This is a genomic window from Pseudoalteromonas sp. APC 3893 (assembly GCF_030408095.1).
In the GTDB taxonomy this organism is placed as follows: Bacteria; Pseudomonadota; Gammaproteobacteria; order Enterobacterales; family Alteromonadaceae; genus Pseudoalteromonas.
Genome location: NZ_JASDCD010000013.1, coordinates 111,591 through 136,806, shown reverse-complemented (window position 1 = coordinate 136,806; position 25,216 = coordinate 111,591). Strand labels below are relative to the sequence as shown.

Sequence of the window (25,216 nt, the reverse complement as noted above, 5' to 3'; positions counted from 1 at the left end):
ATCAGCTATCAGCTATCAGCTATCAGCTATCAGCTATCAGCTATCAGCTATCAGCTATCAGCTATCAGCTATCAGCTATCAGCTATCAGCTATCAGCTATCAGCTATCAGCTATCAGCTATCAGCTAGAAATTTTGCGCATATTAACTGACGTGTCAAGACGAGCTTGCCTTAAACTGACGGCTGACGGCTGACGGCTACAAGCTTAAAGCTTTTTAGGCTTGTGTTGCGTTTCTCTGGCGCAGCACTTCAAACAAACAAATGCCCGTGGCAACGGATACATTAAGGCTTGAAACACTTCCTGCCATTGGGATTTTAACCAGTACGTCACAGTGCTCGCGAGTTAAACGACGCATGCCTTCACCCTCAGCGCCCATTACAATGGCCATTGGGCCTGTTAGGTTTGCATCAAATACATGGGTGTCAGTTTCGCCAGCCGTGCCAACTACCCACACACCTGCATCTTTAATTTCACGTAAGGTACGGGCAAGGTTAGTCACTTGAATAAGCGGGACAGTTTCAGCCGCGCCACAGGCTACTTTTCGTGCTGTGCCATTGAGCTTTGCTGACTTATCTTTTGGAACAATAATCGCGTGGACCCCAGCAGCATCAGCGCTACGTAGACAGGCACCTAGGTTATGCGGATCGGTAATGCCATCAAGCACCAGCAAAAATGGGGTGTCCTCACGGGCAATGATCACATCAAGATCTTTTTCATTGTATGTAGGCGCGGCTTTAACATTAGCGATGATACCTTGGTGCTGCTCATCTTTTGCTTTGTTATCGAGTGCTTTACGCTGCATAAACTGTACTGAAATACCAAATTTACGTGCTTCATTAATTATCGGGGTTAAGCGCTTATCATCACGTCCTTTTAGGGCGTAAATTTCTAAAAAACGCTCAGGCTCTTTTGCTAAAATTGCTTCAACAGAGTGAAAGCCAAAAATTAATTCATTACTCACGTATTATTTGCTCCTGGGCTGGTACGTTTACGGGCATTTTTGCCGGGTCTTTTTGGCTTTTTAACAGCCTTTTTCTTGGTTTTCTTTTTAGTTACGCCATCGGTTGTCGCTTTAGCTTTGCTGCGACTGGCTGGTTTCTTTTTACCTTTACTACTGCTTTGTGAGTCTGATTGACCCTTAGTACCCGCTGATGACTTACCTTTGCGAGGCTCTTTTTCATCGTCTTTTTTACCAGGGATTTTACCCGCTTTTAATTGTGAACGAACACTGGCTGGGGCATGACCCCCTTTTGCAGAGCCACGACGGCGTGAATAACGGTCTTGAGCAACATCACCACTTAAGGTTAAGTTGATACGACGTTCATCCAAACTCACCGAGGCAACTTGCACAGTAACTTTATCACCAAGGCGATACACCTTGTGAGTTTGCTCACCAATCAAGCAATGCTTAGCTGCATCATGTTGGAAATATTCACTACCTAAGTTGGTTACATGAATTAAACCATCAATTTGTAAATCATTTAAGCGAATAAACAAACCAAAGTTTGTAACAGAAGATATAACACCTTCAAACTCATCACCCACATGATCTTGCATAAATTCACACTTAAGCCAATCAGCAACTTCACGTGTGGCATCATCTGCGCGGCGCTCAGTGGTCGAACATTGCTCGCCTAACTGATCAACTTCGTCATCACTATATACATAGTCACCCGAAGTTTGCATGCCTTGTGCTTTTAAAATACCTTTAATTGCACGGTGCACCACTAAATCAGGGTAACGGCGAATTGGTGAGGTAAAGTGTGCGTATTCACCCAGCGCTAAACCAAAGTGACCGATGTTATCAGCTTGATACACAGCCTGCTTCATCGAGCGCAGCAGCATGGTTTGAATAAGCTCAGCTTCAGGGCGATCCCCTAGCTTAGCAAGTACATGGGTGATTTCTTTTGGTGTTGGCTCATCACTAAGCGTTGATTCAATGCCAAGCTCAGACAAGAACTGTCTAAAGTTACCGAGCTTTTCGCCATCAGGCTCATCGTGCACACGATAAAGCGCGCTGGCTTCGTGTTTTTCAAGCATTTTAGCCGCAGATACATTGGCTAAAATCATACATTCTTCAATTAACTTATGCGCATCGTTACGAACCACTGGCACGATTGATTCAATCTTACGTTGGGCATTAAATACAAAGCGGGTTTCTAATGTTTCAAACTCAATAGCCCCACGCTGTTGGCGCGCTGACTTAAGTGCCATGTACATTTGCTGTAAATCAGTTAAATGCGGAACTACGGCTGCATATTCTTTACGTAGCTTTTCATCACCTTGCAAAATGGCATTGGTTTTGGTGTAAGTGAGGCGCGCATGCGAGTTCATAACCGCTTCATAAAAACGATAACCAGAGAGCTTACCTGCTTCTGATACCATCATTTCAGCAACCATGCATAAACGATCAACTTCAGGGTTTAATGAACATAACCCATTAGAGAGCACTTTTGGCAGCATAGGAATAACTTGCTCAGGAAAATACACTGAGTTACCGCGTTCAATCGCTTCTTTGTTAAGTGGCGTATTCATGCCAACATAATGCGATACGTCAGCGATGGCCACCCATAAGCGCCAACCACCGGACTTTTTACGCTCACAATAAACGGCATCATCAAAATCGCGGGCATCTTCACCATCAATTGTTACTAATGGTAAATCACGTAAATCTACGCGATTTTGTTTATCGGCTTCTTCTACAAACTCACCTAAATGAGCAACTTGTTTTTCAACAGCTTCGGGCCATACATGGGGAATATCGTGGTTACGTAGCGCAACTTCAATTTCCATTCCTGGCGCTAAATGCTCACCTAATACATCAACAACCTTACCTACCGCATTCATATTACGACTTGGGTTTTGGGTTATTTGTACTTGCACCATTTGGTTATGGCGAGCGCCTTTTTCAGTACCGGGTAAAATAATAATGTCTTGCGTAATACGTGGATCTTCGGCCACCACTACTGCAATACCATGCTCAACAAAATAGCGACCGACAATTGGCGCTCGTTCATTGGTCAGCACTTTAATAATTCGTGCATCACATTTACCGCCAGAGCCACGTTTAGTGCCTTTCGCGAGTACAATGTCGCCGTGCAGCACCATATTCATTTGATGCTTGGCAATAAACCAGTCTTTACTTTCGCCTTCAACTTCTAAAAAGCCAAACCCGTCTCTATGACCTATGACTTTACCTTTCGTCAGGCCAGCTTCGTCAATTAAGGCGTAACATTTAAACTTATTAAAATATAACTGACCATCGCGCTCCATAGCTCGCAAACGGCGTTTAAAGGCAATTTGTCGCTCGTCGTCGTTCACCGCCATTTCTTCACATAACTGCTGAAAGTTGGCTGGTTTTGCACGGTCTTTTATATGAGTAAGTATAAACTCACGGCTTGGGACAGGGTTTTCGTACTTTTCTTGTTCTCGACTGAGATTAGGATCTTGGTTTGACATTCACTATCTTGTTAATTGGTTATGTTGTTATTTTAACCCATAACCGAACAATGAGACAGGCAAAAGCTATGAAACTTTTAAGAAAGCCCATTTAGATGAGCTAAATTAACTTAAAATGGCTACAACCAGCCTTTTTGCTTGGCTATTCGTGCCGCATCTACTCGGTTACTGGCATTTAATTTGGCAATAGCGTCTGATAAATAATTACGCACAGTGCCCTCACTTAAGAATAACCTTGCGGCAATCTCAATAGTTTTCAACCCTTCACTGGCTAACTGCAATGCTTTTCGTTCTTTTTCTGATAACGGATCGTTATCTTCAAGGGCGTTTAAGGCAAGCTCTGAATCAATTACTTTTTGCCCTGCCATCACTTTTTTTAAAGTCGCGATTAAGCTTTCACTGGGCGCTTCTTTTAATACAAATCCTTTTACACCAGCGGCCATAGAGCGGCGAATATACCCTGAACGTGAAAATGTGGTCATAATCACCACTTTTATATCAGGCAAGTCTGTATGTAACTTTTGAGCGAGTTCAATACCGCTCATAATAGGCATTTCAATATCAGTTAATACTATATCAGGCTTTAAATCGGCTATTTCTTGCAACGCTGTTTGCCCATTTGTTGCTTGCCCTATCACCTCTATACTAATATCTAAACTTAATAAAGCAGCCACTGCGCCACGTACCAAGCCCTGATCTTCTACTAGATAAACTTTTATCATATGAGTTCCTGTGCTGGCTGTAATAATGGCAGCTTAACCTTCAAGCCAAAGCTTTGTCCTATTTTCAAATCTGCAGTACCGCCAAGTTGTGCTGCTCGCTCTTTAATACCTGTTAAACCATTACCTAGCGTTATATTTGAGCTGTCATCTTGATTACTAATATTTATAAAAAGTTGCTGCTGTGTTTGCTCAACATGTATATCACAGCGCTTACTTCTACTGTGGCGCATTAAGTTGGTAACGGCCTCTTTGATTATTAAGTTTGCAACCCCCTCAACAGTAGGAGGAAGCCTATCCACTTCTACTTTGAGCTTGACAGTAAAGCCATGCTCAAGTAAACGTTGGTGTAGTGCATCAAGCTGATTATGGATGTTAAGCTGTTTCAAATCACTTACCGCACTTCTAACATCACTGAGTAACTGTCTAGCCAACTCTGCAACTTGGTCAATTTCACTATTTGCTTGTGCGTAACGCTCTGCGTGATTGAGTTTACTCGCCAGCTCTGATTTTAGTGCAATAGATGATAACGAATGGCCTAATATATCGTGCAAATCACGGGCTATCCGCTCTCGCTCTGCAATGGCGGCTAACTGTTCCAACTGCTGAGCACTTTGATGTTCACGCATTTTATGAATATGCTCTTTGCGCGCAGCTGCACCAAAGCCAAAAAGCGCAACACTCAAGATTAATGAGCCCGCCAAAAAGTATTCGGCGTTGTGAATACCTGTAATGTAGGCACTTATGCCGATACTTATAAACACACTTATGATAGCAATGATTCTAGGAAGCTTTACAAAACTAAAACCTGCAATATAAGCCGTAAAACCTAATAATGTAGAAGTACCTGTAGTAAAAAAACTGGCAGACACACAAACTATCAGCATCGCCATAAACAATTCAGTTACTTGACCTACGCTTTTACCAACAGCCTTGATATACAAGGCGACAAATACAATATAAAGCCCTAATGTAGCGCTTATGTTTAATGCGCTCAATTGGGAGAAGTTAAATATTGTCGGTAGCAAATAGAAACCGGTGAATAAAAGAGGCCCCCAACTCCAAAACGGTTTTAACTTTATCTTAGTGATTATTTTCATCATTGATTTCCAACTATACACTTTGCATTTTTAGGCCTACTACACCAACTAATATAAGAGCAATACAACCTAGTTGAACAAATGATAATGGCTCTTTCAACCAAACAAAGCTAAATAAACAAATACCTACAGTGCCAATTCCTACCCACACAGCATAACCTACTCCGAGCGGTAATGACTTTAAGGCATATGATAAAAATGCAAAACTTATCCACATTGAAATAAACGTAATCACACTGGGCCAGAGTTTAGTAAAGCCATTTGACTGCTTCATTGCCAGCGCCCATACAACTTCAAAAATGCCTGCAATTAATAAACTCATCCATGCTGCAATATTCATAGCCAACCTACCTTACTGAAGTTAATCATCTCAATACGTTAACTATCTCTTTTAAAGCAGGCTTAGTGTAGTGTAAATTGTCATTAAACAAACTGACTTTTGTCATAATCAACATACAAAAAGCTACAAAAATACGCCACAAACTTTAGCAGTAAAATACTAGTCTTAATAATTTAAAAGAGGTCAAATGCAGCCACAACAACAAAGTCTTATTTATTTACACATAGCAGTACTGTTGTTTGGCGGCACAGCTTTGTTTGCTAAATTAATTAACCTTAATGCATTAGATATTACTGTCTACCGCACTGCAATCGCAGCGGTTGCGCTTTTAATATTGTTAGGGTTACAAAAAAAAGCAATTAGGCTGCACTCACTCAAAGATTACGCTATAGCACTTTTTTTAGGGGTAACAGTAGGACTCCATTGGGTGACTTATTTTGCCGGAATGCAATTAGCAGGCATTGCTGTGGGTATGATTGCGTTTTTCACTTACCCCGTGATCACTGTGTTTATAGAGCCTTTTTTTCATGGTAACAAACCTAAACTAAAAGACTTAATAAGCGCAGCTGTTGTCATGGTAGGAATCTATTTACTCACCCCTGATGCAAATATTGGTAACGATGTAACTTTAGGTATCATAATAGGCATCATATCGGCTTTTTTCTTTGCTTTTAGAAACATCATTCATAAACGCTATTTTAGCCAGTATGGCGGCCCACAAACAATGCTTTACCAAACCCTAGTGGCATGTCTTATGTTGTGTGCTTTTATAGACGTGCCCATCACGCAAGTAACCCATTATGATTTAAGTTTATTAATTGTTGCAGGCGTTATTTTTACGGCAACACCACACTCGTTATTTGCAGCTAGCTTACAGTATTTATCTGCATCAACAGCTGGGCTTATATCTTGTTTACAGCCATTATACGGTACATTTTTAGCTTTTTTATTATTACATGAACAACCTTCATTACTGACTTTAGTCGGTGGAACTTTAGTGATCAGCGCAGCGTTTTATGAAACCTGGTCAGTGACACGGAAACACAAATGATGAAAATATTTGCTCACCGCGGTGCAAGCGGTACTTATCCTGAAAATACGCAAAGTGCAATCAAAGCAGCCGTTGAAATAGAAGTAGATGGTATTGAAGTTGATGTACAAAGTTGCTCAGACGACTACATGATAATCCATGATACCTGGCTCGACCGAACCACCAGCGGACGCGGTAAAGTAAATAAACTAACCCGTAAACAAATTCAACGCTTTGATGCAGGCAATGGGGAATTTGTGCCGACTCTTAGCCAACTTATTGATTGGGTAGACAACAAAACATTAGTTAATTTAGAGCTCAAGCATACTTTTTCTCTGGATAAGTTTGTTGCCCAAATGGAAGCGAGTGTAGCAAACAATAAGCTCTCTCGTGATAACCTTTTAGTGTCGTCGTTCGATCACCACCAACTCATGTGGCTTAAACAACAGTTACCATGGGTAAAAATAGGTGCATTAACAGCTTCAATTCCAATTAATTATGCAGAGTTTGCTCAGCGACTTCATGCATACAGCATTCACATTGACAAAAACTTTATTAATCATGAGTTTGTTGCTGACGCAAAAAGTAGGGGCTTGGAAATTTATGCGTATACTGTTGATAAACAAGAAGACATTGAACAAATGCTAGAATATGGTGTCGACGGCATTTTTACTAACTACCCATGCAATACTAAAATGATTTTAAACTCACTCTAATGAACATTTTCAATGGCTGTGATTTAACCTATATTCTTGAATTAATTTAAATTTGAGCGATACTGAGTTAAACACGATGCAACAACCAAGTGGACCATTAATGAGTGGGTATATGCGTATTTATAATTTAATTGAACAGAGTTTATTCTTCACTTTAACACGAAAAATAGTCGGTAATTTAATTTTTGTTTTTACTTTTCAAATAATTACTCTAATTTGGTTGTATCAATCTCTAAATGAGAAAAATGCGAGTACAGGCTTATTTTGGTTGCTGAGCGGTATCATTGTCATCGGTTTTGCTTTTACTCTTTTCTACATGCGCTTTTTAATTGTGCGCCCAGTAACAGCTATGCGCGACACCCTCGTTCAAATAAATCAGCAAGATGCCAATCTCAGCGCTAAACTCCCCCAATTCACTTATGACGAATTTCGTGAAATAAGCGAACAATATAACCAATTTACCACTCATTTAACTGAGTTACTTGCAACTACCTACCAAAGTGCACAAGCAAGTGCGCAAAGTAACAGTGACGTTACTCACTCAATGCAGCAAACAGCTGCATTAAGCGAACAGCAAATTAACTTTAGCCAAACAATTACATCAGCGAGTAATCAAATAACCGACAATTTACAAGGTATTGTCACCAATACTGACAATGTTCATGAAGTGAACGCTGAACATTTACATTTTGTAACTAACTCTGCAAAAGAACTCACAGAATTAGTCTCTCAAGTAAAATCTATTGGGCACGTCCTTGGTAAGTTTTCAGAAACAATCACCGGATTAAAGCAAAATAGTGAAAACATTCGCAGCATTTTAAAAATGGTCGAGGAGTTTTCAGACCAAACAAACTTATTAGCTTTGAATGCTGCGATTGAAGCAGCTCGTGCGGGCGAAGCAGGAAGAGGATTTGCAGTCGTAGCTGACGAAGTTAGAACCTTATCCGTGAAAGTCAGTGACGCGACGCGACAAATTAGCGACTTTATTAATCAAATGGACTCACTTGTTGGCCAAACAAACAAAGAGTCTGAACAATTAATGGGCTACTCTCGCAATGCTGAAGACACAATAAGTAAAACCTCTCATGGCTTTACTCAGCGACTCATTGAATTTGAACAAAACCAACAACAACTTCAACAAATAGTCAGCGCTGTACACCAGTTAGAACAAACCCAAAACCAGACGCATAAGACCGTTGAGGAAATTGTAGCACTCGGTTCACAAGCTAAATCTCAAATAGATGTAGCACTAACTGATTGCCAACAATCACAAAGACTTAGTGAACATACTCAACAACAGTTAAAGCACTTTGTTGAGGAACAGTGATTTTGCTCAACGATTATGATAAATTGCGCCGCTATTTTTCATGATTAGTGTACCCACGTGACGAACCCAACGCCTAATTACCAACAACTTGCTTTAGATATAAAACAATGGGGTCTAGAGCTCGGCTTCAGCGAAGTCGGTATTACCGATATTGATTTAACTAAGCATGAAGCTCAACTTCAGCGTTGGCTTGATTTAGGTTATCACGGCGATATGGAATATATGGCAGCACATGGCATGAAACGCGCGCGCCCCGCAGAGCTTGTCCCCGGAACGCAACGGGTTATTTCGGTCAAAATGAATTACTTGCCTCCAGATGCAAGTTTTGCCAAAAACCTTAAAAATACCGACAAAGCTTATATTAGCCGCTACGCGCTTGGTCGCGATTATCATAAATTGATGCGCAACCGTATAAAAAAGTTAGGTCAAAAAATAGAACAACATGTTGAACACCTTGGTTTTCGTCCATTTGTTGATTCAGCGCCTGTCATGGAGCGTCAACTTGCAGAAAAAGCGGGCCTTGGTTGGCGTGGCAAGCATAGTTTATTAATAAACAAAGAAGCTGGCTCGTGGTTTTTTCTTGGAGAGTTATTTGTTGATATACCGCTGCCGATAGATAAACCTAATGAATTTGAAGGCTGCGGAAAATGTGTTGCATGTATAACCCTTTGCCCTACAGGGGCGATTGTTGAACCGTATGTAGTTGATGCACGCAAATGTATTTCATACTTAACCATTGAATTGCAAGGTCCAATCCCTGAACAATACCGTGCGTTATTAGGCAATCGTGTTTATGGCTGTGATGACTGCCAATTAGTATGCCCATGGAACCGTTACGGTCAAATTACCGATGAAGCTGACTTTCATCCACGTAAACAACTCAAAGATAAAGAGCTGCTTGAACTGTTTGCTTGGGATGAAGCTACTTTTTTAAAAAACACCGAAGGCAGTCCCATCAGGCGTATTGGCCACCAGCGTTGGCAACGTAACTTAGCCGTTGGGCTAGGAAACGCTGAATTTAATCAAACAATTATTGATGCTCTTAATAGCACACGGGAGCATGCATCTGAATTAGTAAAAGAACATATTGATTGGGCCCTCGAACAACAATTAAAAAAACAAAAGCAGCTTCGTAAAACTGCTCGTTTAATCAGAATTGTCGAAAAAGGCCTACCTCGAGACGCATAGCTATTTGCTGATTAAAAGAGTTAAGTCTTGCTCAATCTCGTTAAATGCCGCTTTGACGCCTTTTACAGACGCCTCACGAGCCACTGAGTTTTGAATCGTTTGATCTACCTTTTGATAAATAAACATTTCTTGGTCGTCATCTAATCCCATACTCGGGATCCGCTCTTCGAGTTCTTCTTGCAAGCGTTTAAACACTGCTTCATTAGATACTCTATTTTCATCAAGTAACTCTATCAAATCCTGAAACTTTTTATGTAGCATAGTAACCACATTATTAAAATTATCTTGCTGAGACTTTAATTTTTTACTGGTTAAAATTGCACGTAATTGCTGCTCTGTCACACTCACTAAAAAACACACATGATCACGAATTCGGCCATGTTTATCTGGATCGTGATCTGGCATATTTAGAATCAGCATACTGATCAGTTCATAGTTAACTAAAATGCGGTGAGAAAACTCATGTAAACGCCCTTTACTCTTTAACATATCAAATAGCTCTATCACGATAGGTGAACAGCTACCATTTAAAGCAAAATGCTGTGCAGGCTCAGGGTCTAATCTAAACTCAATATTACTTTGTAAATCAAAACTATTCAGACAATTAACCAAGGCTTGGCCTAAGTCTTTAACGTTATCTATTAATGCAATACTTTCAATGTAGTTAACTATTTGCCCCATTTCACTGCAGTTGGCCATTGCATTAAAAGCCGTCGATGTTGCATCTTCTACCTGTTGCTCTAAACTTGCTTTTTCAAGTAACACGTCGTTTAAATGGACAAGTTTTGCTTTAAGTTCATCTTGGCTAAATGGCTTAACAATATAATCTTCTGCCCCAACAGCATAGCCTTCCATCCGCTCTTCCACCGTGCCTCTGGCTGATACAAACATGACTATCATATGTTCAGTCTTTGGGTTTGCCTTTAATTGCTTACACACTTCATAACCATTCATTTTTGGCATACTAACATCAAGCAAAATAACTTGTGGTAAGAACTCTTCGACCATACTTAAGCATTCAGGGCCGCCACTTGCTACTTTTAACTCAAAGGGAAGATCTGCTAAAATTTCTTCAATTATTTCGAGGTTAAAAGGTTCGTCATCCACAGCTAAAATTCGAGTTAAAGGCATAAATATATGTCATCCATTCTTATATTGTCTTTTAATAGTTTAGTCTCAAAAAAAACACTTACCAGCCAGTCTAAGTAATTTATTTCTCCTGTGTACAAGATGTCATTGTTTTCAGCGGTAATTTAACCTTAATTGTTGTGCCGCCTAAATCATTATTATGCGCAGTAATATCACCTTGATGTAAAAGCACAAACTCCCTACATAAAGCTAAACCTAAGCCAGTTCCTCCTGAACCATTATTCGTTTTACTACTTTGTATAAATTTTGAGAAAACATGTTCTAATTCATCTTCAGGAATACCCACGCCGCTATCAATCACTTCTATCATTGCATGCTGTTCTATTTGCATTAGTGTTAAGGTTATATCGCTATGAGGACCACTAAACTTCAGCGCATTGCCTAAGATATTGCGTAAAAGTTGATTTACTTGCTCTTCATCACAATCAGCTACGACAGATGTTTTGGGGGGCTGGTATGCGATTTCTATTTCTTTTTCCATCGCAGTCCCTGCAACATCCTCTATCGCCGTTTTAATTATATGACTCAAGTCATGTGCCTGTGGATTGAACGGAAATTTACCTACATCTAGTTTAGATAAATCTAATAAGTTATTTAATAATGAAAATAAACGTTCACCGCTGGATTCAATTCTAGTTAAGTACTTGAGTATTTTATCCGTGGAGAAATCCCCTTTACGAAGCTTATCTAACCCAAACCGAGCAAAACTTAAAATTGAATGCATGGGTGTTCTTAACTCATGAGACATATTCGCCAAAAATTCTGATTTACTATGATTAGCAGCTTCGGCTAAATCTTTTGCTTGTTCCAATTGACACGTTCTTGCACGAACTTGCTCTTCGAGCATATCTTTAGCTTCTAATAAAAGCTCCTCTTTTTGTTTCAAGTGCGTTACATTTTTAAAGATAACAGCCAGTGCTATTTCACCATGATGGTCAATCTCATTAAATGAGCCGACTAAAGGAATTCCAGCTCCCTCTTTTTGAGGCAGGTATAAATCACAGCTAAACTGTCGGTTTAAATTAAGTGTGGTTATTTTTTCTTTAATCTGTGAAATCGAGGGACTATCTAATAGCTCGAACACCGAACGCCCTTGAAAATCTTTAGCGGCTAAAGAAAATAAGCGTGAACAAGCATCATTCGCTTCAATAATTTTGCCATTACGCTCAAATAACATTATCGCATCTGGAGTATGTTTATAAATAACACGCAATAAACTGTCTTTTTCAATTAGCGCATCAACAGTATCTTGCAGTCGTTCAACCAGTTCAGTGTTATGACGCTTTAATAATTCTGTTTGCCAAAGTTTATGCAAAGATTGTAGCAATACGTTTTCATCAAGTGGCTTTATTAGAACATCTTCAACACCTTGGCGAATAGCTTCAATCATCGAAACTTGATCCGGTTTTGAGGTAAACAGCAAGCAGCGACACTGTGGTTGCAACTGCTTTAACTTGGCAAATACTTCAAGGCCTGACCCATCCGGCAAACTAAAATCACTAAGCAACAAGTCAAACTTTTGCTTGTTTGCATGAGCTACAGCTTCATTTAAAGTACTTGCGGATTTTGTTGGAATATGTGCACCGAGCAAACTTCTCTCTATTTTTTCTAGCCGCTGGGGAATATGGTCGACGAGCAATACGGTGGGTAGTTGTAATATAAAATCGGAACCAAGTTCTAAGATGCTTTCAAGCAAAGAACTGATTTCTTTATTGACAAAAAACGGATAGATAACCACCGCATTAGGCATCAGCCTATTAAGTTCACTGAACGCATTTAGCTGCTCGCCATTTTCAGCTTTGGGGGCTAGTAATAAAAAATTATCTTTACTTACTTGAGCCACTAACAATTGTGCTATATCTAATGGCGTACCATGTGCAATTGCAATTAAGTCATAGTCGTTTAATAGCTCTTCCTCATGCAACATTGAAAAATGAGTCAGTTCAACCTCACAGCCTATGAGTTCAAGTAACACTTTGACTCGCATTGCTAAAATACTACTGCTATCAACGATTAAAATTTTTCGCACAAGTTAACCACACTCTAAAAAATCACCTTAGCAAAGCGTAGTATAAATTTTTATAATTAGCACAAGTAAGGTGTGTTTAATCTAAGTGTTTACCCAGTATCGTTAAGCTATAAAGGTTACCGTCCATAACAGCCACATTAGGAAGTTCGCCCCAGTGCGAAAAGGCAAACTTTTCAAATAACTTTATACTTGGTGTATTGTGGCTAAATATAAATGCTAATAGCACCTTAATATCCAAACGTTTTGCTTGTTGCTCGGCAAACTTTAGTAGCTTTTTACCTAAACCTTGGCCTTGTGCAGCCGAGGTAATGTAAATGCTAATTTCAACTGTACCGTCGTATGCAGGGCGCCCATAAAAAGATTTATAACTTAGCCATGCAACAATTTTATTACCTTGTTGATAAACATAGATTGGCCGTTTTTCTGTGTGGCTATCAAACCAAGCTTGTTTATCTGCAACATTCACAGGCTGCGTGTCAGCAGTTACCATGCGCCCGGCAATGGTTTCGTTATAAATAGCTACAATGGCAGGTAAGTCGTTTTTATCGGCTAATCGAGTAATCATAAAGTTTTAGTAGTTGTTGATCAGTAAATTGCATAGTAACGTATCAAAACAAATGACACTACTGCAAATGGCACTAACTAGCCATACCATATAAAGGAATAGTCAGATGTTGAAAAAATTAATTTTGTGCGGTGCTTTTTTTAGTAGCAGCTTGTTAGCCCACGCTGACCAGATAAAAGAAACAAATATTGCAAGCGAGCAAAGCTGCGATGACTTTACTAACGTTACAATTCGTAAGTTACGCTCAAAAGAGTCAATAAACCTATGTCAATTCAAAGGCAGGCCTTTGCTTATCGTTAATACTGCTAGTAATTGCGGTTTCACTTCTCAGTTTAAAGGTTTAGAAGCGCTTTATCAAAAGTACCAAGAGCAAGGCTTAGTGATATTAGGTTTTCCCTCTGACGACTTTTTCCAAGAAGAAGACGATGAAAAAGAAACAGCAAAAGTTTGCTATATAAATTATGGCGTGACTTTCCCCATGTTCGCAACCAGCGAGGTACGTGGCAGTGATGCAAACCCTATTTTTAAATACTTAAACGAGCAAACCAGCTCACCCAATTGGAATTTTTATAAGTATGTCGTCTCAGCAGATCGCAGCACTGTACAACGCTTTAATAGTAAAACTAAGCCTAACTCTGAAAAGCTAACTAAAGCGATAGAGCAAGCAATTTCAAAGATTTAAATTTATACTGGTACTATCGGTCTTAATTAGATTAGACTAGAATAGAAACAGATTTGATTAAAAAAACACCACAATGTGAACGGGAGATTTTATGACAGTGGCAAGCGCACGACACATCTTAGTAGACAGCGAAGCTGAATGCTTAGATTTAAAAGCAAAAATTGAACAAGGCGAAGAGTTTGCTGAACTCGCTAAAGCACATTCAAATTGTCCATCAGGTCAAGACGGCGGCGCACTTGGCGAGTTTGGTCCTGGTATGATGGTTCCTGAGTTTGATAAGGTTGTTTTCTCTGCACCTATCAACCAAGTACAAGGCCCTGTGCAAACCCAGTTTGGTTATCATTTATTAGAAGTAACCAGCCGTACAGAATAACGTTAGCTATATAGCTAAACAAAAGAAAGCCGCCTCTGCGGCTTTCTTTTTATCTTAAGGAAAGCACATGCAACTACTAGGCTCAACAACCTCGCCCTTTGTTCGTCGCATTCGTATTTGGGCACTGTTAAATCAATGCAGTCTTGAGTTTATCAACTTAGATATTTTTTCAGACACTGATCGTCAGCTAATGATAAAAAATAATCCAGCCCGAAAAATTCCAGTGCTAATCACTAAGCAGCAAACGTTGGCGGATTCAAATAACATCATCCGCTTTTTGCTCGAACAACACAGTCATACTCCTCTGAATTGGCAACAAGAGCATCTGTTAACAATCATTAATGCATGCAATGATTCTCTGGTTGAGCTATTACTTTGTCAGCGTTCAGGATTCGATACGCTAGATGATAAATTATTTTTTAATCTACAGAATGAACGCATTGCTGAAACATTACGCTATTTAAATATCCATTTTGCCGATGCAGAATTTAAAAGCTGTGAATACCTGTGCATCAGTTTATACTGCTTACTTGATTGGATTTGCTTCCGCGAGTTAACAGATCTCACAGGACATACTGAGTTAATGAAGTTTTATCATTCATTTTCTCAGCAACAAGCAGTGCAGCAAACCGATCCTCGAATTTAATATTAAGGGTACACATATGAGCGAAATAGAAATTGAATCGGAACTAGTTAGTTTTGTAGAAAAAGTACGTCAAAGTGAGCAAGTTTGGGCGCTTGGGGCGCAAGACGGTGGTTTTGTTGTTTGCGAATCGAACCAGTTTGAAAGCACGGATGTGTTACTTCTGTGGGAAAGTGAAGCTGCTGCAAAAGCCCAGTGTAAAGAAGAGTGGGCTGATTATGCTCCTGCAGAAATAAACCTTGATGAGTTTTTAGATGAATGGATTGAAGATCTAAAAGAAGACGATGCTTTGATTGGACTAAACTGGAATGACGATCAAGTGTGTGTTGAAATCGAACCTGTAGGCCTTGCACGCGCTTTAAGTGAGTAAATTTAAGCACATACTGAAAACGCTAGTTTATTTGCTTTGTAAAATTTGCTATAAACTAGCGTAAATCTATAGTCTCAAGGTATTACGTTGAAATCCCATCTAGGTCGACGCCCATTTTCAGCGATGGAATTACATACGCTCTCACATGGCTATATTTATGGCGATCAACGCTTACCCCGAGAACAAGCTAAACACTGGCACTTTTGGTTACCATTAATTGCATATTATTCTGGTGCTTATAGCGACGAAATTGGTCATTTAGAGCTAAATAATATTGTTACCTATAATGATATTGCCTGCTTTGACTTTCATACTCATGGAAAAATAAAACCCCGCTTAGTCCCTATTCATCAGGCATTATTTGATGCTGGCTTGAATGAATATATTGCTTTACTTAAACAGCAAAACCATACCCGTCTACTGTTTGACTTACCTTCAAAGTCAGGTCGCTACAGTGAAAAAGTACGTATTTGGTTTTCAGGTGAAGGTGAGCGCGCAGGGTATTTACAAAAGTGCGATATTCCTAATGTTGATCAATTAGGAATGAAAACCGCAATCAGCAGTTTACGACTCAACTTTGAGCAACAAATTCGTATCTTTGCAATTCAAGCACACTCTAAAGATGCCTTTAATTATTTAATGGGCTTTATCGAATACCCTGAACAAACCTTTGCAGATACCGCACTACTCAACCAAGTTATTCAACAGGTACGTAATATCAACCCGCACATTCATTGGCAGCGATTCACAGCTCGACACAGCGCCTGACAAACTTTGTTACCAACCGGCTCATTACTCAGCCCTTAAAAACTGCTAGGATGTAAATTCTAACAAGAACAGTTCAGGGACTCTTATGTTTATAAAAAGCTTACTCACGCTTAGTGTGGCAATCGCCGTACATTCAGCTCATGCCAATGAATACGTTATCGAAAAACTCGCCAAGCCAAGTTCTCAACAGGTTTCACTAACCTTAGATCCAGCTCAGGATACCTTTAGCGGTGAAACAGAAATAACGCTAGAAGTACTTAAACCAACTAAATACATTGAACTCAATGGCGTTGATTATGCAGCGCAAATGGCACAACTTTTAGGCGCAGAGAATTGTGATTTAAGTACACAAATGCTAAAAACAGGCAAGGTGAAGTTCGCATGTGCAGAGCAAATTCAACCGGGTAAATACACCCTAAAAATTGATTTCACCGCACCATATAACCGAAACAGCGTTGGCTTATATAAAACAGTAGATCAAGGCACACCTTATTTATTTACTCAATTTGAAATGAGTGATGCACGTCGTGCGTTTCCGGTATTTGATGAGCCTAGTTATAAAATTCCATTTCAGTTGACTATTACTGCACCGAGTTCGCAAAAAGTGTATGCCAATACACCTGAACTAAAAACCACTATAAATGGCGATATGACGACGCATTTCTTTGATAAAACACCGCCAATTCCATCATACCTTGTTGCCATGGCTGTAGGGCCATTTGAAGAGCGTGAAGTCAAAGGTATGCCAATTCCTGGGCGTATCATTACCCCGCAAGGTAAAATTCATTTAGGCGAGTATGCCGAGCAGAATATGCCTCGCGTCTTAGCCGCACTTGAAGCGTATTTTGGTAGCCCGTACGTTTATAAAAAATTGGATTCTGTGGCAGTCCCTGAATTCCCGTTTGGCGCAATGGAAAACTCAGGTCTTGTTACTTACCGTGAAGACATTTTATTAGTAGATCTGGCAACTGCAACGCGCAGTAAAAAACAACGTAATGTATCCATCATAGCCCACGAGCTTGCGCACCAATGGTATGGTAATCTAGTGACCATGAAATGGTGGAATGACCTTTGGCTAAATGAAGCATTCGCAAGTTGGATGGCCGCAAAAATTACTGCACAGTTAAACCCTGAGTTTGAATCTCATCTAGATTTGCCACAAAACCAAGTTATGGCCCTAGATGCCCGTTTAAGCACTAAGCCAATTCGTAAACCAATCAAAACTGAAGCAGATATTATGGACGGCTTAGGCCTTGCTTACAGTAAAGGCAGCTCCGTACTTGCAATGGTTGAAAACTGGATTGGCGAAAAAGCTTTTCAACAAGGCATACAGGCTTATTTAAAAAAATTCTCTTATAAAAATGCTGAAGCTGCCGATTTATGGCAAGCCTTAGGTTATGCATCTAACAAAGATGTTGCAGGTGTATTAAAGTCATTCATTGAGCAATCATCGTTTCCACTTATTAAAGTAAGTCAGCAAGGTAAAACGGTTACTATCAAGCAAAGCCGATTTACTAATGCAGGCGTTAATGCACCAGCACAATTATGGAATGTACCTGTTGCAATCAAATATGGCGCAGGTGATAAAGTAAAGACTGCCAGTGTATTGCTCAGCAAAGATACCCAAAAGATCGAACTAGACTTTACCCCTGAATGGATTTATCCAGATCAAGGTGCACTGGGTTATTACCGCTGGGTGATGGATGACAAGCAGTTTGCATCATTAATCGACAATGCGGCCGAGCAACTCACCGTGCGTGAGCGCTTAGCGCTATTATCAGCAGCTGATGCACTATTAGATGCAGGTGTGATTTCAGCAGGCCAGTTAATGCAAACGCTTGAAACATTTGTCAGTGACAAACACCCTCGGGTTGCAAGTACCGCACTGGGCTATTTAGCAGCTCAAAAACGCACTTTTGACGATGTGAGCAACCAAGATCTATGGCCTGCGTTTATTCGTAAAAGTATCACTCCTGCTGCTAAGCAATATGGGCTAACAGCGCAAATGGATGAAGACGCTGCAATTGCTCAACTACGCTCTCAAGTTGTTTCACGCCTTGGTTTTGATGGTGACGATCAAAATGTTATAAACACAGCGAAAGCACAAACACAATTATATTTAAACAATCCTGAAAAAGTAGATCCTTACTTAGCTTCAACCTATTTAAACTTGGCGGCATTTCATGGTGATAAAAACCTTTTAGATGCGTACATCAACACGTTTAAAACCACAAAAGACCCACAAGTACGAACTAAAATGCTTGCTGCGATGAGCTATTTTGGTACCCCTGAGCTGCAAACTAAAGTGCTTAATTACAGCTTAACTGACGACGTAACAGCATCAGACATGCGTACGATTATGTCGGGGCAAATGTATACAAAACCACGTGAAGCTTTATTTATTGATTGGGTTTATGCAAATTACGACGAAGTAGCAGCTAACCTGCCTCCTTTCTTTGTACCAAACCTACCTTACTTTACCACCTCAGGCTGCAGTGCAACTAGCTTAGCGAAGACCCAAGCTTTCTTTAACGATAAGATTGCGGATGTACCAGGTTATGCGCGAACATTAAGTAAGTTAGAAGAAAGCGTCACTAACTGTATTTCACTTAAAGAGCGTGAACTTGAATCAGTTAATAGCTTTTTAAAGCGTTAATTCATATAGATTTAAGTTAACTAAAACGGCAAGCCAATGGCTTGCCGTTTTTATATTGCTCTGAGTAAAAAATTATTTAATACAGATTTTAAATTAGCCATTTATAATTTTCACTAGTAGAGTAATAAACTCTTTTGCTGCTTCTTCTGTCGTTATTTTAAAACCAATACCGTAGTGAATAGGGTTTGCACTTTTATAAATACGCGTCGGAAAGCGAGTCATTTCACTGCTATGGAAAAAGCCTGAAATTCGACTAACGCCATCAAAAGCATTGAAGTCATCACTAAATACTTCAAGCGCTGGACGTAATACCAACTTTGCTTGCCCACCTTCAATATGCAAATAAATCGCTTCTTTTGATTTTGGCAGCATATATTCAGAAATATTTTTAATTTTAAAGTTACTGCGACAATCTAGTGCGACGAGTTGTTCGTTGATTTGTTCTGGTGTTGCTACCATAAGGTTACTTTGCTCTTATTAGGTTGTTAGCTGTAATTCAATTACAGTAAATAAATTTGCTATTTACGACAAACAAATGCCAATTGTTCATTGTTGTAACTTAGTCTTGTAATTTGTGCGCTGCAATAAGGTGTTAAATCAAGCCATTGAGATACATTCTCAGGTGCACTTAAACTGCGTTGGTAAATACGGTTGTTTAGTGCGTAAATAACCGTATTATCGTTTTTAAAGGTGTAATCTTGGACACCATCCGGTAAGCGAAACAAATCCGTGACCATTTGCGAATTAGGCGCATAGCTTGCCAACCAATTTTCTGCATTTTTAGTATAGGTAAACGTAAACGCAGCCAGTGAATCATTAAAGGTTAAAGTACGGCCTATATTTTGCGCAACAACCTGTCCTTTAGCTGCTGCAACTTTAGTGTATTGTAATGTATGCGGCTCACCTAAAATAAACATCACAAGGTCATTATCAATTCCCCAAGCGTGGTAGCCTACAGGTTCAATCCATTCGAATATACGACTCGGCGGCAACTCAGTATTTAATGGGTATTGCCATAACTTTTGTTTACCATCGGCCTCAACCACAATCGCAGAAAGTGCATCGCCTTTAGGCGTTAAAGTCGCGGAGTATTCACTAACAGGGCTATTTGTGAGGTTATATGTTTGCTGATCATCAAAACTATAAAATGCTAAATCAGTCTGGCTGTGCCCTAATGTCTGTACTTCTTGGGTAAAATAAATACCTTTATTTGTTAGCTGGGGCTGATTATTATAACTATCGTCCGATGTAATGCGGCTTACTTGTAAGCCATATTCTGTATTTGGTTTCGCTAATAGTATTTCACTCTTTGGCATAGCACTGTGCGCTATAAACGGCAATAATAATGCTGTGCAGGCAATTCCATGTCGATATAAAGTCAATTTAAACAATCTCTTTAATTATTTTTATCGCTACATAATAGCGCTATTTGAAGAGGATTCACAAACTTGTTAATGATCTGCCCCTTGACCTACCCCCATGCTTGCCCTTATAACTAGTGTGCTACCTAAAACGAGAGTAACTATGTCAGCTAAACATCCAATTATTGCAATTACTGGTTCATCTGGTGCAGGTACCACCACCACGACGAACGCAGTAAAACATATTTTCCGCAGTTTAAATATTGAAGCGGCCTTTATCGAAGGCGATAGCTTTCATCGCTATACCCGCCCTGAAATGGATAAAAAAGTGCGTGAAGCGCAGCAAGAGGGTAAACATATTAGCTACTTTGGTCGTGAAGCAAATGACTTTGGCGCATTAGAAGAGCTGTTTAGTACCTATGGCGAAACCGGCACAGGAAAGCTACGCCGCTATTTACATACCTTTGATGAAGCCGTGCCATATAATCAATTACCTGGCACATTCACTCCTTGGCAAGAACTAAAAAGCAGCACTGACATTCTGTTTTATGAAGGACTCCACGGTGGCGCTGTTGATCAAGACCACGATGTAGCAAAACATGTTGATTTACTCATTGGCATGGTACCCATTATTAACCTTGAGTGGATCCAAAAGTTAATCAGAGACACCTCTGAACGCGGTCACTCACGCGAAGCAGTTATGGGCTCTATTGTGCGCAGTATGGATGACTATATAAATCATATTACGCCACAGTTCTCTCGTACGCATATTAACTTTCAGCGCGTGCCTACCGTTGATACCTCCAACCCATTTAGCGCTAAAGATATTCCATCATTAGATGAAAGCTTTGTGGTGATCCGCTTTAGGGGAATTGATGATGTGGACTTCCCTTATTATTTACAAATGATTGAAGGTAGCTTTATGTCGCGAATAAACACCCTTGTAGTGCCTGGTGGCAAGATGGGCTTAGCCATGGAGTTGGTATTAACACCACTTATCAAAGACATCATTTTAAAGAAACGCGCCCTTGCTGATCTGTCTCCTGTAGATATCCCTATTTAATCAGTTCTTTAAAATATACTTTTAATACAAATAACGTACACTACGACTTTGCGATGTAAAGGAGTAGTGTATGAAGTCTCATACTCAGATACTAAACATTCTTGTTGGCTCAAAGAACCCAGTTAAGATCAATGCCGCAGCGCATGTTTTCACTGCGTTTTTCCCACAACACGAAATAAAGTGTGTAGGTATACATGCCCCTTCAGAGGTGCCAGATCAACCGATTGGTGAAGAACAAACCCGAGTTGGCGCAGAAAATCGCGTAACGTATGTAAAACACCATCACCACGCAGATTTTTATGTTGCGATGGAAGGTGGAGCTGCGCAGTTTAGCTATGGGCCAGCCACTTTTGCTTATGTTGTGATAGCCAATACAGCACAACAAAGTATAGGCCGCAGCAGCAATTTGCCTTTGCCTCAAATTTTATATAATGCCGTCTTATATGGTGAAGAACTTGGCGATGTAATGGACAATGCATTTAATACCCACAATATTAAGCAGCAAGGGGGCGCTATTGGCTTATTAACTAATAACCAAGCCACACGTCAAAGTACATATACTCAAGCACTCACACTCGCTATGGCGCCTTTTTTACATCCCGAACTTTATGCTAAGGAAGTTTAAATGAAGTATACCCATGTTCTATTTGATGCTGACGAAACATTATTTAGCTTTAATGCCTACGCTGGCCTAAAGCGCATGTTCGCCACTTACGATATAGATTTCACCCCGGCTGATTACGATCATTACCAACTAACAAATAAGTCTCTATGGCTCGCTTATCAAGATAATAAAATATCGGCGACTCACCTTCAGGTTACGCGCTTTAGTGAATGGGCCACTAAACTCAAAGTGCCAGCACAGCAGCTTAATGATGACTTTTTAACTGCAATGGCAGAAATTTGTCAGCCGCTACCCGGTGCAGTGGAGCTTTTAACTAAACTTAAGCCCAATGCAAAACTGGGCATTATCACCAATGGTTTTACGCAATTACAAGCACGTCGCTTAGAACACACTGGTTTAAAAGATATGTTTGATTGGCTGGTTATCTCTGAGCAAGTGGGTATTGCTAAGCCTGCTGTAGAAATTTTTGACCATACATTTGAGCTTATGGGCAACCCTGCGAAAGAGCAGATTTTAATGGTGGGTGATACTGCTAACAGCGATATTCTCGGTGGTATGAATGCAGGTATAGACACATGTTGGTTACAGCACCCGGGCTTTGAACTACCATCAGGAATAACGCCAACTTATAAGATTACTGAACTGGTGCAATTACAACAGCTTTTGAGATTGTAGCAAGGTTCAAGGTTCAAGGTTCAAGGTTCAAGGTTCACAATTAAAAACTAGGGCATAATATTTAAGCAAAAAAAATGACGCTAAAAGCGTCATTTTTTATAACTGTTTAGTGTAAGCAATTAAACTGTAGCTACTTCAAGCCCTGGTGCTGGCATTGTAACTGGGGTATCAAATGTAGCCCACTCCCATGCTGACTCAGTTGCCATAATTTTACGAAGTAATTTATTGTTTAAGTCATGCCCTGATTTGTAAGCAGTAATTTTACCTAATATATTGTGGCCAGTCATAAACATATCACCCACACAGTCTAGTATTTTATGCTTTACAAATTCATCGCTGTAGCGCAAGCCGTTTGGATTGAGTACTTTAAATTCATCCAATACAACTGCGTTATCCATGCTGCCACCAAGTGCTAAGTTATTAGCATGCATGTACTCTATGTCTTTCATAAAACCAAAAGTACGAGCACGACTGATCTCTTCAGTGAAGCTTTGCGCCGTAATATCTAAACCAATACGCTGGCGGCTTTCATTGATTGCAGGGTGATCAAAAGCAATTTCAAAGTCGATATGAAAACCATCGTACGGTTCAATCTCAGCCCATTTATCGCCTTCTTCAATGCGTACTTTTTCTTTAATACGAATAAAGCGTTTAGCAACTTTTTGCTCTTCAATTCCGCCTTTTTGTAACAAGTATATGAATGGTAATGCACTACCATCCATAATAGGCACTTCTGAGCTGTCTAATTCAACGATTAAATTATCAATGCCCATTGCTGCAACTGCCGCAATAAGGTGCTCAGTTGTAGATAAGCGAACGCCATCTTTATTTGTTAAACAGGTACACAATTGCGTATCACCAACGGCTTCAGGTGTTGTTTCAAAATCAACAACCGGATCAAGGTCGACACGACGAAATACAATCCCAGTATTTGCGCTCGCAGGTCGGAGAGTTATTGTGACCTTCTCACCTTTATGAAGTCCAATTCCTATGGCTTTGACTACTTTTGCAATCGTACGCTGTTTAATCATAGGTTCGCTCACTTATAGTTACAGTTAGACGGCGGATTGTATCACAAATACTATCAGCTGCCAAATTTGTTTACTTTTCACACAAAAACATTATTATTTTTGTGCTTAATCAGCCTGCTTTCTCAAAAACGCAGGGATGTCGAAATAATCGCCACCTTCTGATTTATCAGATTTACCACTGCTTTGTTCTGTTTTCGCATTGCTGTTTTGCGTGGTCATGCTTGACTCTTGCTTTTCAATTGTAGGCGCTGCATCCGCTTCTTGGCTGCTATTGCCTTGGCTTGCAAAGCTTGGTACATACATGCTGCTTGTTTGATTAGTAGAGCTTGTCACATCAGAGCCTGATGCTTTTTTAAAGCCATTATCTACAATACCAAACTGTGGACGACGATCGCCACCAAGACCAGTTGCAACAACCGTAACACGTAACTCGTCACTCATTTCTGGATCAATTACGGCACCAACAACAACCGTTGCGTTTTCTGATGCAAGTGCTTTAACGTGGTTACCAACAATTTCAAACTCTTCAATTGCGATATCCATACCCGCGGTGATATTAACCAAGATACCTTTGGCACCAGTTAAATCTACATCTTCTAATAATGGGCTAGAAATAGCGGCTTCAGCTGCTTCTTGTGCACGATCAGGACCTGATGCAGACGCTGTGCCCATCATCGCTGTGCCCATCGCTGACATTACAGTACGAACGTCGGCGAAATCCACGTTGATTAGACCTGAACGGGTAATCAACTCTGCAATACCTTGCACCGCACCAAACAATACGTCATTTGCTTTAGCGAAGGCATCTAGAAGTGTAGTCCCTTTCCCTAAAACTTTAAGCAATTTATTGTTAGGAATTGTAATAAGTGAATCTACAATTTCTGACAATTCATTAATACCTTGTTCAGCAGCAGCTGCACGCTTTTTGCCTTCAAAGTCAAACGGGCGTGTAACCACAGCAACCGTTAATATACCTAAATCTTTAGCAATCTTTGCAACAACAGGGGCTGCACCAGTACCTGTACCACCGCCCATACCAGCGGCGATAAATACCATGTCAGCGCCTTCAAGGCTGTTGCGAATCGTCTCAGCGTCTTCTTCAGCTGAATTACGCCCTACTTCAGGGTTTGCACCCGCACCTAGCCCAGATGTGATCTGAGTACCTAGTTGCACGGTAATATCCGCAGATGAGTTACGTAATGCCTGAGCATCTGTATTCGCTGCGATAAAACGCACACCTTCGATTTGTTGTTTCACCATGTGCTCAACAGCGTTACCGCCGCCACCGCCCACGCCGATTACTTTTATGACAGCTTCTTCGCTGTGTTGTTCCATCATATCAAACAT

Annotated in this window: 25 protein-coding genes; 13 read left to right on the top strand and 12 right to left on the bottom strand. The window is 40.2% G+C overall.

The genetic code is table 11. The features are described 5' to 3' along the window. Positions 1-214 precede the first annotated feature (214 nt). The 5 genes from rlmB to QMA12_RS14980 form a co-directional block, all read right to left on the bottom strand. A complete protein-coding gene (gene rlmB / locus QMA12_RS15000) occupies positions 215-961 on the bottom strand; it encodes a 23S rRNA (guanosine(2251)-2'-O)-methyltransferase RlmB (RefSeq protein ID WP_087531074.1) in 747 nt (248 codons plus the stop codon). Continuing rightward, a complete protein-coding gene (rnr, locus tag QMA12_RS14995; RefSeq protein WP_290210489.1) occupies positions 958-3,459 on the bottom strand; it encodes a ribonuclease R in 2,502 nt (833 codons plus the stop codon). Before rnr ends, rlmB begins: the two co-directional genes overlap by 4 nt. Positions 3,460-3,578: 119 nt before the next feature. Continuing rightward, a complete protein-coding gene (locus QMA12_RS14990; protein WP_290210488.1) occupies positions 3,579-4,181 on the bottom strand; it encodes a response regulator transcription factor in 603 nt (200 codons plus the stop codon). Continuing rightward, positions 4,178-5,281: a sensor histidine kinase gene (locus tag QMA12_RS14985; RefSeq protein ID WP_290210487.1), complete on the bottom strand. Its 1,104-nt coding sequence runs from the start codon at positions 5,279-5,281 to the stop codon at positions 4,178-4,180. The genes QMA12_RS14990 and QMA12_RS14985 overlap by 4 nt, the downstream gene beginning before the upstream one ends. 10 nt (positions 5,282-5,291) lie before the next feature. Further along, complete coding sequence (locus tag QMA12_RS14980; RefSeq protein ID WP_290210486.1) at positions 5,292-5,618, bottom strand: multidrug efflux SMR transporter; 327 nt, start codon at positions 5,616-5,618, stop codon at positions 5,292-5,294. Between the two features lie 187 nt (positions 5,619-5,805). On the opposite strand from QMA12_RS14980, the gene QMA12_RS14975 reads away from it, so the two are divergent. From QMA12_RS14975 to queG, 4 genes are all read left to right on the top strand, one after another. After that, positions 5,806-6,669 carry a DMT family transporter gene (locus tag QMA12_RS14975; RefSeq protein ID WP_290210485.1) on the top strand — a complete coding sequence of 288 codons (864 nt, stop codon included), beginning with the start codon at positions 5,806-5,808 and terminating at the stop codon, positions 6,667-6,669. Next, positions 6,666-7,364, top strand: a complete 699-nt coding sequence (locus tag QMA12_RS14970) for a glycerophosphodiester phosphodiesterase family protein (RefSeq protein ID WP_290210484.1) — start codon at positions 6,666-6,668, stop codon at positions 7,362-7,364. Before QMA12_RS14975 ends, QMA12_RS14970 begins: the two co-directional genes overlap by 4 nt. Before the next feature lie 100 nt (positions 7,365-7,464). Beyond that, a complete protein-coding gene (locus QMA12_RS14965; protein WP_290210497.1) occupies positions 7,465-8,691 on the top strand; it encodes a methyl-accepting chemotaxis protein in 1,227 nt (408 codons plus the stop codon). A 57-nt stretch (positions 8,692-8,748) separates the two neighbouring features. Beyond that, complete coding sequence (gene queG / locus QMA12_RS14960) at positions 8,749-9,879, top strand: tRNA epoxyqueuosine(34) reductase QueG (protein ID WP_290210483.1); 1,131 nt, start codon at positions 8,749-8,751, stop codon at positions 9,877-9,879. Here the strand turns inward: queG and QMA12_RS14955 are convergent, their stop codons facing one another. The 3 genes from QMA12_RS14955 to QMA12_RS14945 form a co-directional block, all read right to left on the bottom strand. Then, positions 9,880-11,010 (bottom strand): response regulator, encoded by a 1,131-nt coding sequence (locus QMA12_RS14955; RefSeq protein WP_290210482.1) that lies wholly within the window; start codon positions 11,008-11,010, stop codon positions 9,880-9,882. It abuts the gene before it with no gap. A 79-nt stretch (positions 11,011-11,089) separates the two neighbouring features. Next, positions 11,090-13,015, bottom strand: a complete 1,926-nt coding sequence (locus QMA12_RS14950; RefSeq protein WP_290210496.1) for an ATP-binding protein — start codon at positions 13,013-13,015, stop codon at positions 11,090-11,092. A gap of 118 nt (positions 13,016-13,133) precedes the next feature. Next, positions 13,134-13,622, bottom strand: a complete 489-nt coding sequence (locus QMA12_RS14945) for a GNAT family N-acetyltransferase (protein ID WP_290210481.1) — start codon at positions 13,620-13,622, stop codon at positions 13,134-13,136. 106 nt (positions 13,623-13,728) lie between these two features. On the opposite strand from QMA12_RS14945, the gene QMA12_RS14940 reads away from it, so the two are divergent. From QMA12_RS14940 to QMA12_RS14915, 6 genes are all read left to right on the top strand, one after another. Next, on the top strand, positions 13,729-14,304 hold the full coding sequence (locus QMA12_RS14940) for a glutathione peroxidase (RefSeq protein WP_290210480.1): 576 nt from the start codon (positions 13,729-13,731) through the stop codon (positions 14,302-14,304). 91 nt (positions 14,305-14,395) lie between these two features. Next, positions 14,396-14,677, top strand: coding sequence for a peptidylprolyl isomerase (locus QMA12_RS14935; RefSeq protein WP_087531083.1), 282 nt, complete (start codon positions 14,396-14,398; stop codon positions 14,675-14,677). Positions 14,678-14,744: 67 nt separating this feature from the next. Next, positions 14,745-15,323, top strand: a complete 579-nt coding sequence (locus tag QMA12_RS14930) for a glutathione S-transferase family protein (RefSeq protein ID WP_290210479.1) — start codon at positions 14,745-14,747, stop codon at positions 15,321-15,323. Positions 15,324-15,339: 16 nt separating this feature from the next. Continuing rightward, positions 15,340-15,690: a DUF2750 domain-containing protein gene (locus QMA12_RS14925; RefSeq protein ID WP_087531085.1), complete on the top strand. Its 351-nt coding sequence runs from the start codon at positions 15,340-15,342 to the stop codon at positions 15,688-15,690. Between the two features lie 87 nt (positions 15,691-15,777). Beyond that, positions 15,778-16,458: a hypothetical protein gene (locus QMA12_RS14920; RefSeq protein WP_290210478.1), complete on the top strand. Its 681-nt coding sequence runs from the start codon at positions 15,778-15,780 to the stop codon at positions 16,456-16,458. 85 nt (positions 16,459-16,543) lie between these two features. Continuing rightward, entirely contained in the window at positions 16,544-19,114 is a 2,571-nt protein-coding gene (locus tag QMA12_RS14915; protein WP_290210477.1) for a M1 family metallopeptidase, read from the top strand. Positions 19,115-19,207: 93 nt separating this feature from the next. Here QMA12_RS14915 and QMA12_RS14910 read toward each other — a convergent pair whose 3' ends face one another. Continuing rightward, on the bottom strand, positions 19,208-19,573 hold the full coding sequence (locus QMA12_RS14910; RefSeq protein WP_087531088.1) for a hypothetical protein: 366 nt from the start codon (positions 19,571-19,573) through the stop codon (positions 19,208-19,210). Positions 19,574-19,632: 59 nt separating this feature from the next. Further along, the gene (locus tag QMA12_RS14905; RefSeq protein WP_290210476.1) at positions 19,633-20,496 is read right to left on the bottom strand and encodes a hypothetical protein; all 864 of its coding nucleotides are present in this window, start codon (positions 20,494-20,496) and stop codon (positions 19,633-19,635) included. A 142-nt stretch (positions 20,497-20,638) separates the two neighbouring features. On the opposite strand from QMA12_RS14905, the gene QMA12_RS14900 reads away from it, so the two are divergent. The 3 genes from QMA12_RS14900 (at position 20,639) to yjjG (ending at position 22,838) form a co-directional block, all read left to right on the top strand. Next, positions 20,639-21,538 carry a phosphoribulokinase gene (locus QMA12_RS14900; RefSeq protein WP_087531090.1) on the top strand — a complete coding sequence of 300 codons (900 nt, stop codon included), beginning with the start codon at positions 20,639-20,641 and terminating at the stop codon, positions 21,536-21,538. Between the two features lie 70 nt (positions 21,539-21,608). After that, positions 21,609-22,163, top strand: coding sequence for an inosine/xanthosine triphosphatase (yjjX, locus tag QMA12_RS14895; protein ID WP_290210475.1), 555 nt, complete (start codon positions 21,609-21,611; stop codon positions 22,161-22,163). Beyond that, entirely contained in the window at positions 22,164-22,838 is a 675-nt protein-coding gene (gene yjjG / locus QMA12_RS14890; RefSeq protein ID WP_290210474.1) for a pyrimidine 5'-nucleotidase, read from the top strand. A gap of 119 nt (positions 22,839-22,957) precedes the next feature. On the opposite strand, the gene lpxC is transcribed toward yjjG, so the two are convergent. Together lpxC and ftsZ are read right to left on the bottom strand one after the other, a co-directional pair. Further along, on the bottom strand, positions 22,958-23,869 hold the full coding sequence (gene lpxC, locus QMA12_RS14885) for a UDP-3-O-acyl-N-acetylglucosamine deacetylase (protein WP_290210473.1): 912 nt from the start codon (positions 23,867-23,869) through the stop codon (positions 22,958-22,960). A gap of 105 nt (positions 23,870-23,974) precedes the next feature. Then, a complete protein-coding gene (gene ftsZ, locus QMA12_RS14880) occupies positions 23,975-25,216 on the bottom strand; it encodes a cell division protein FtsZ (protein WP_290210472.1) in 1,242 nt (413 codons plus the stop codon).

Bases quoted from the DNA above. Each gene is read 5' to 3' on its own strand.
- yjjX (WP_290210475.1), top strand. From the start codon at position 21,609: ATGAAGTCTCATACTCAGATACTAAACATTCTTGTTGGCTCAAAGAAC.
- QMA12_RS14935 (WP_087531083.1), top strand. From the start codon at position 14,396: ATGACAGTGGCAAGCGCACGACACATCTTAGTAGACAGCGAAGCTGAA.
- yjjG (WP_290210474.1), top strand. From the start codon at position 22,164: ATGAAGTATACCCATGTTCTATTTGATGCTGACGAAACATTATTTAGC.
- QMA12_RS14970 (WP_290210484.1), top strand. From the start codon at position 6,666: ATGATGAAAATATTTGCTCACCGCGGTGCAAGCGGTACTTATCCTGAA.
- QMA12_RS14950 (WP_290210496.1), bottom strand. From the start codon at position 13,015: ATGCGAGTCAAAGTGTTACTTGAACTCATAGGCTGTGAGGTTGAACTG.
- QMA12_RS14930 (WP_290210479.1), top strand. From the start codon at position 14,745: ATGCAACTACTAGGCTCAACAACCTCGCCCTTTGTTCGTCGCATTCGT.
- QMA12_RS14900 (WP_087531090.1), top strand. From the start codon at position 20,639: ATGTCAGCTAAACATCCAATTATTGCAATTACTGGTTCATCTGGTGCA.
- QMA12_RS14965 (WP_290210497.1), top strand. From the start codon at position 7,465: ATGAGTGGGTATATGCGTATTTATAATTTAATTGAACAGAGTTTATTC.
- lpxC (WP_290210473.1), bottom strand. From the start codon at position 23,869: ATGATTAAACAGCGTACGATTGCAAAAGTAGTCAAAGCCATAGGAATT.
- ftsZ (WP_290210472.1), bottom strand. From the start codon at position 25,216: ATGTTTGATATGATGGAACAACACAGCGAAGAAGCTGTCATAAAAGTA.
- QMA12_RS14955 (WP_290210482.1), bottom strand. From the start codon at position 11,010: ATGCCTTTAACTCGAATTTTAGCTGTGGATGACGAACCTTTTAACCTC.
- QMA12_RS14945 (WP_290210481.1), bottom strand. From the start codon at position 13,622: ATGATTACTCGATTAGCCGATAAAAACGACTTACCTGCCATTGTAGCT.
- rnr (WP_290210489.1), bottom strand. From the start codon at position 3,459: ATGTCAAACCAAGATCCTAATCTCAGTCGAGAACAAGAAAAGTACGAA.
- QMA12_RS14985 (WP_290210487.1), bottom strand. From the start codon at position 5,281: ATGATGAAAATAATCACTAAGATAAAGTTAAAACCGTTTTGGAGTTGG.
- QMA12_RS14915 (WP_290210477.1), top strand. From the start codon at position 16,544: ATGTTTATAAAAAGCTTACTCACGCTTAGTGTGGCAATCGCCGTACAT.
- QMA12_RS14940 (WP_290210480.1), top strand. From the start codon at position 13,729: ATGTTGAAAAAATTAATTTTGTGCGGTGCTTTTTTTAGTAGCAGCTTG.
- QMA12_RS14980 (WP_290210486.1), bottom strand. From the start codon at position 5,618: ATGAATATTGCAGCATGGATGAGTTTATTAATTGCAGGCATTTTTGAA.
- QMA12_RS14975 (WP_290210485.1), top strand. From the start codon at position 5,806: ATGCAGCCACAACAACAAAGTCTTATTTATTTACACATAGCAGTACTG.
- QMA12_RS14925 (WP_087531085.1), top strand. From the start codon at position 15,340: ATGAGCGAAATAGAAATTGAATCGGAACTAGTTAGTTTTGTAGAAAAA.
- QMA12_RS14990 (WP_290210488.1), bottom strand. From the start codon at position 4,181: ATGATAAAAGTTTATCTAGTAGAAGATCAGGGCTTGGTACGTGGCGCA.
- QMA12_RS14910 (WP_087531088.1), bottom strand. From the start codon at position 19,573: ATGGTAGCAACACCAGAACAAATCAACGAACAACTCGTCGCACTAGAT.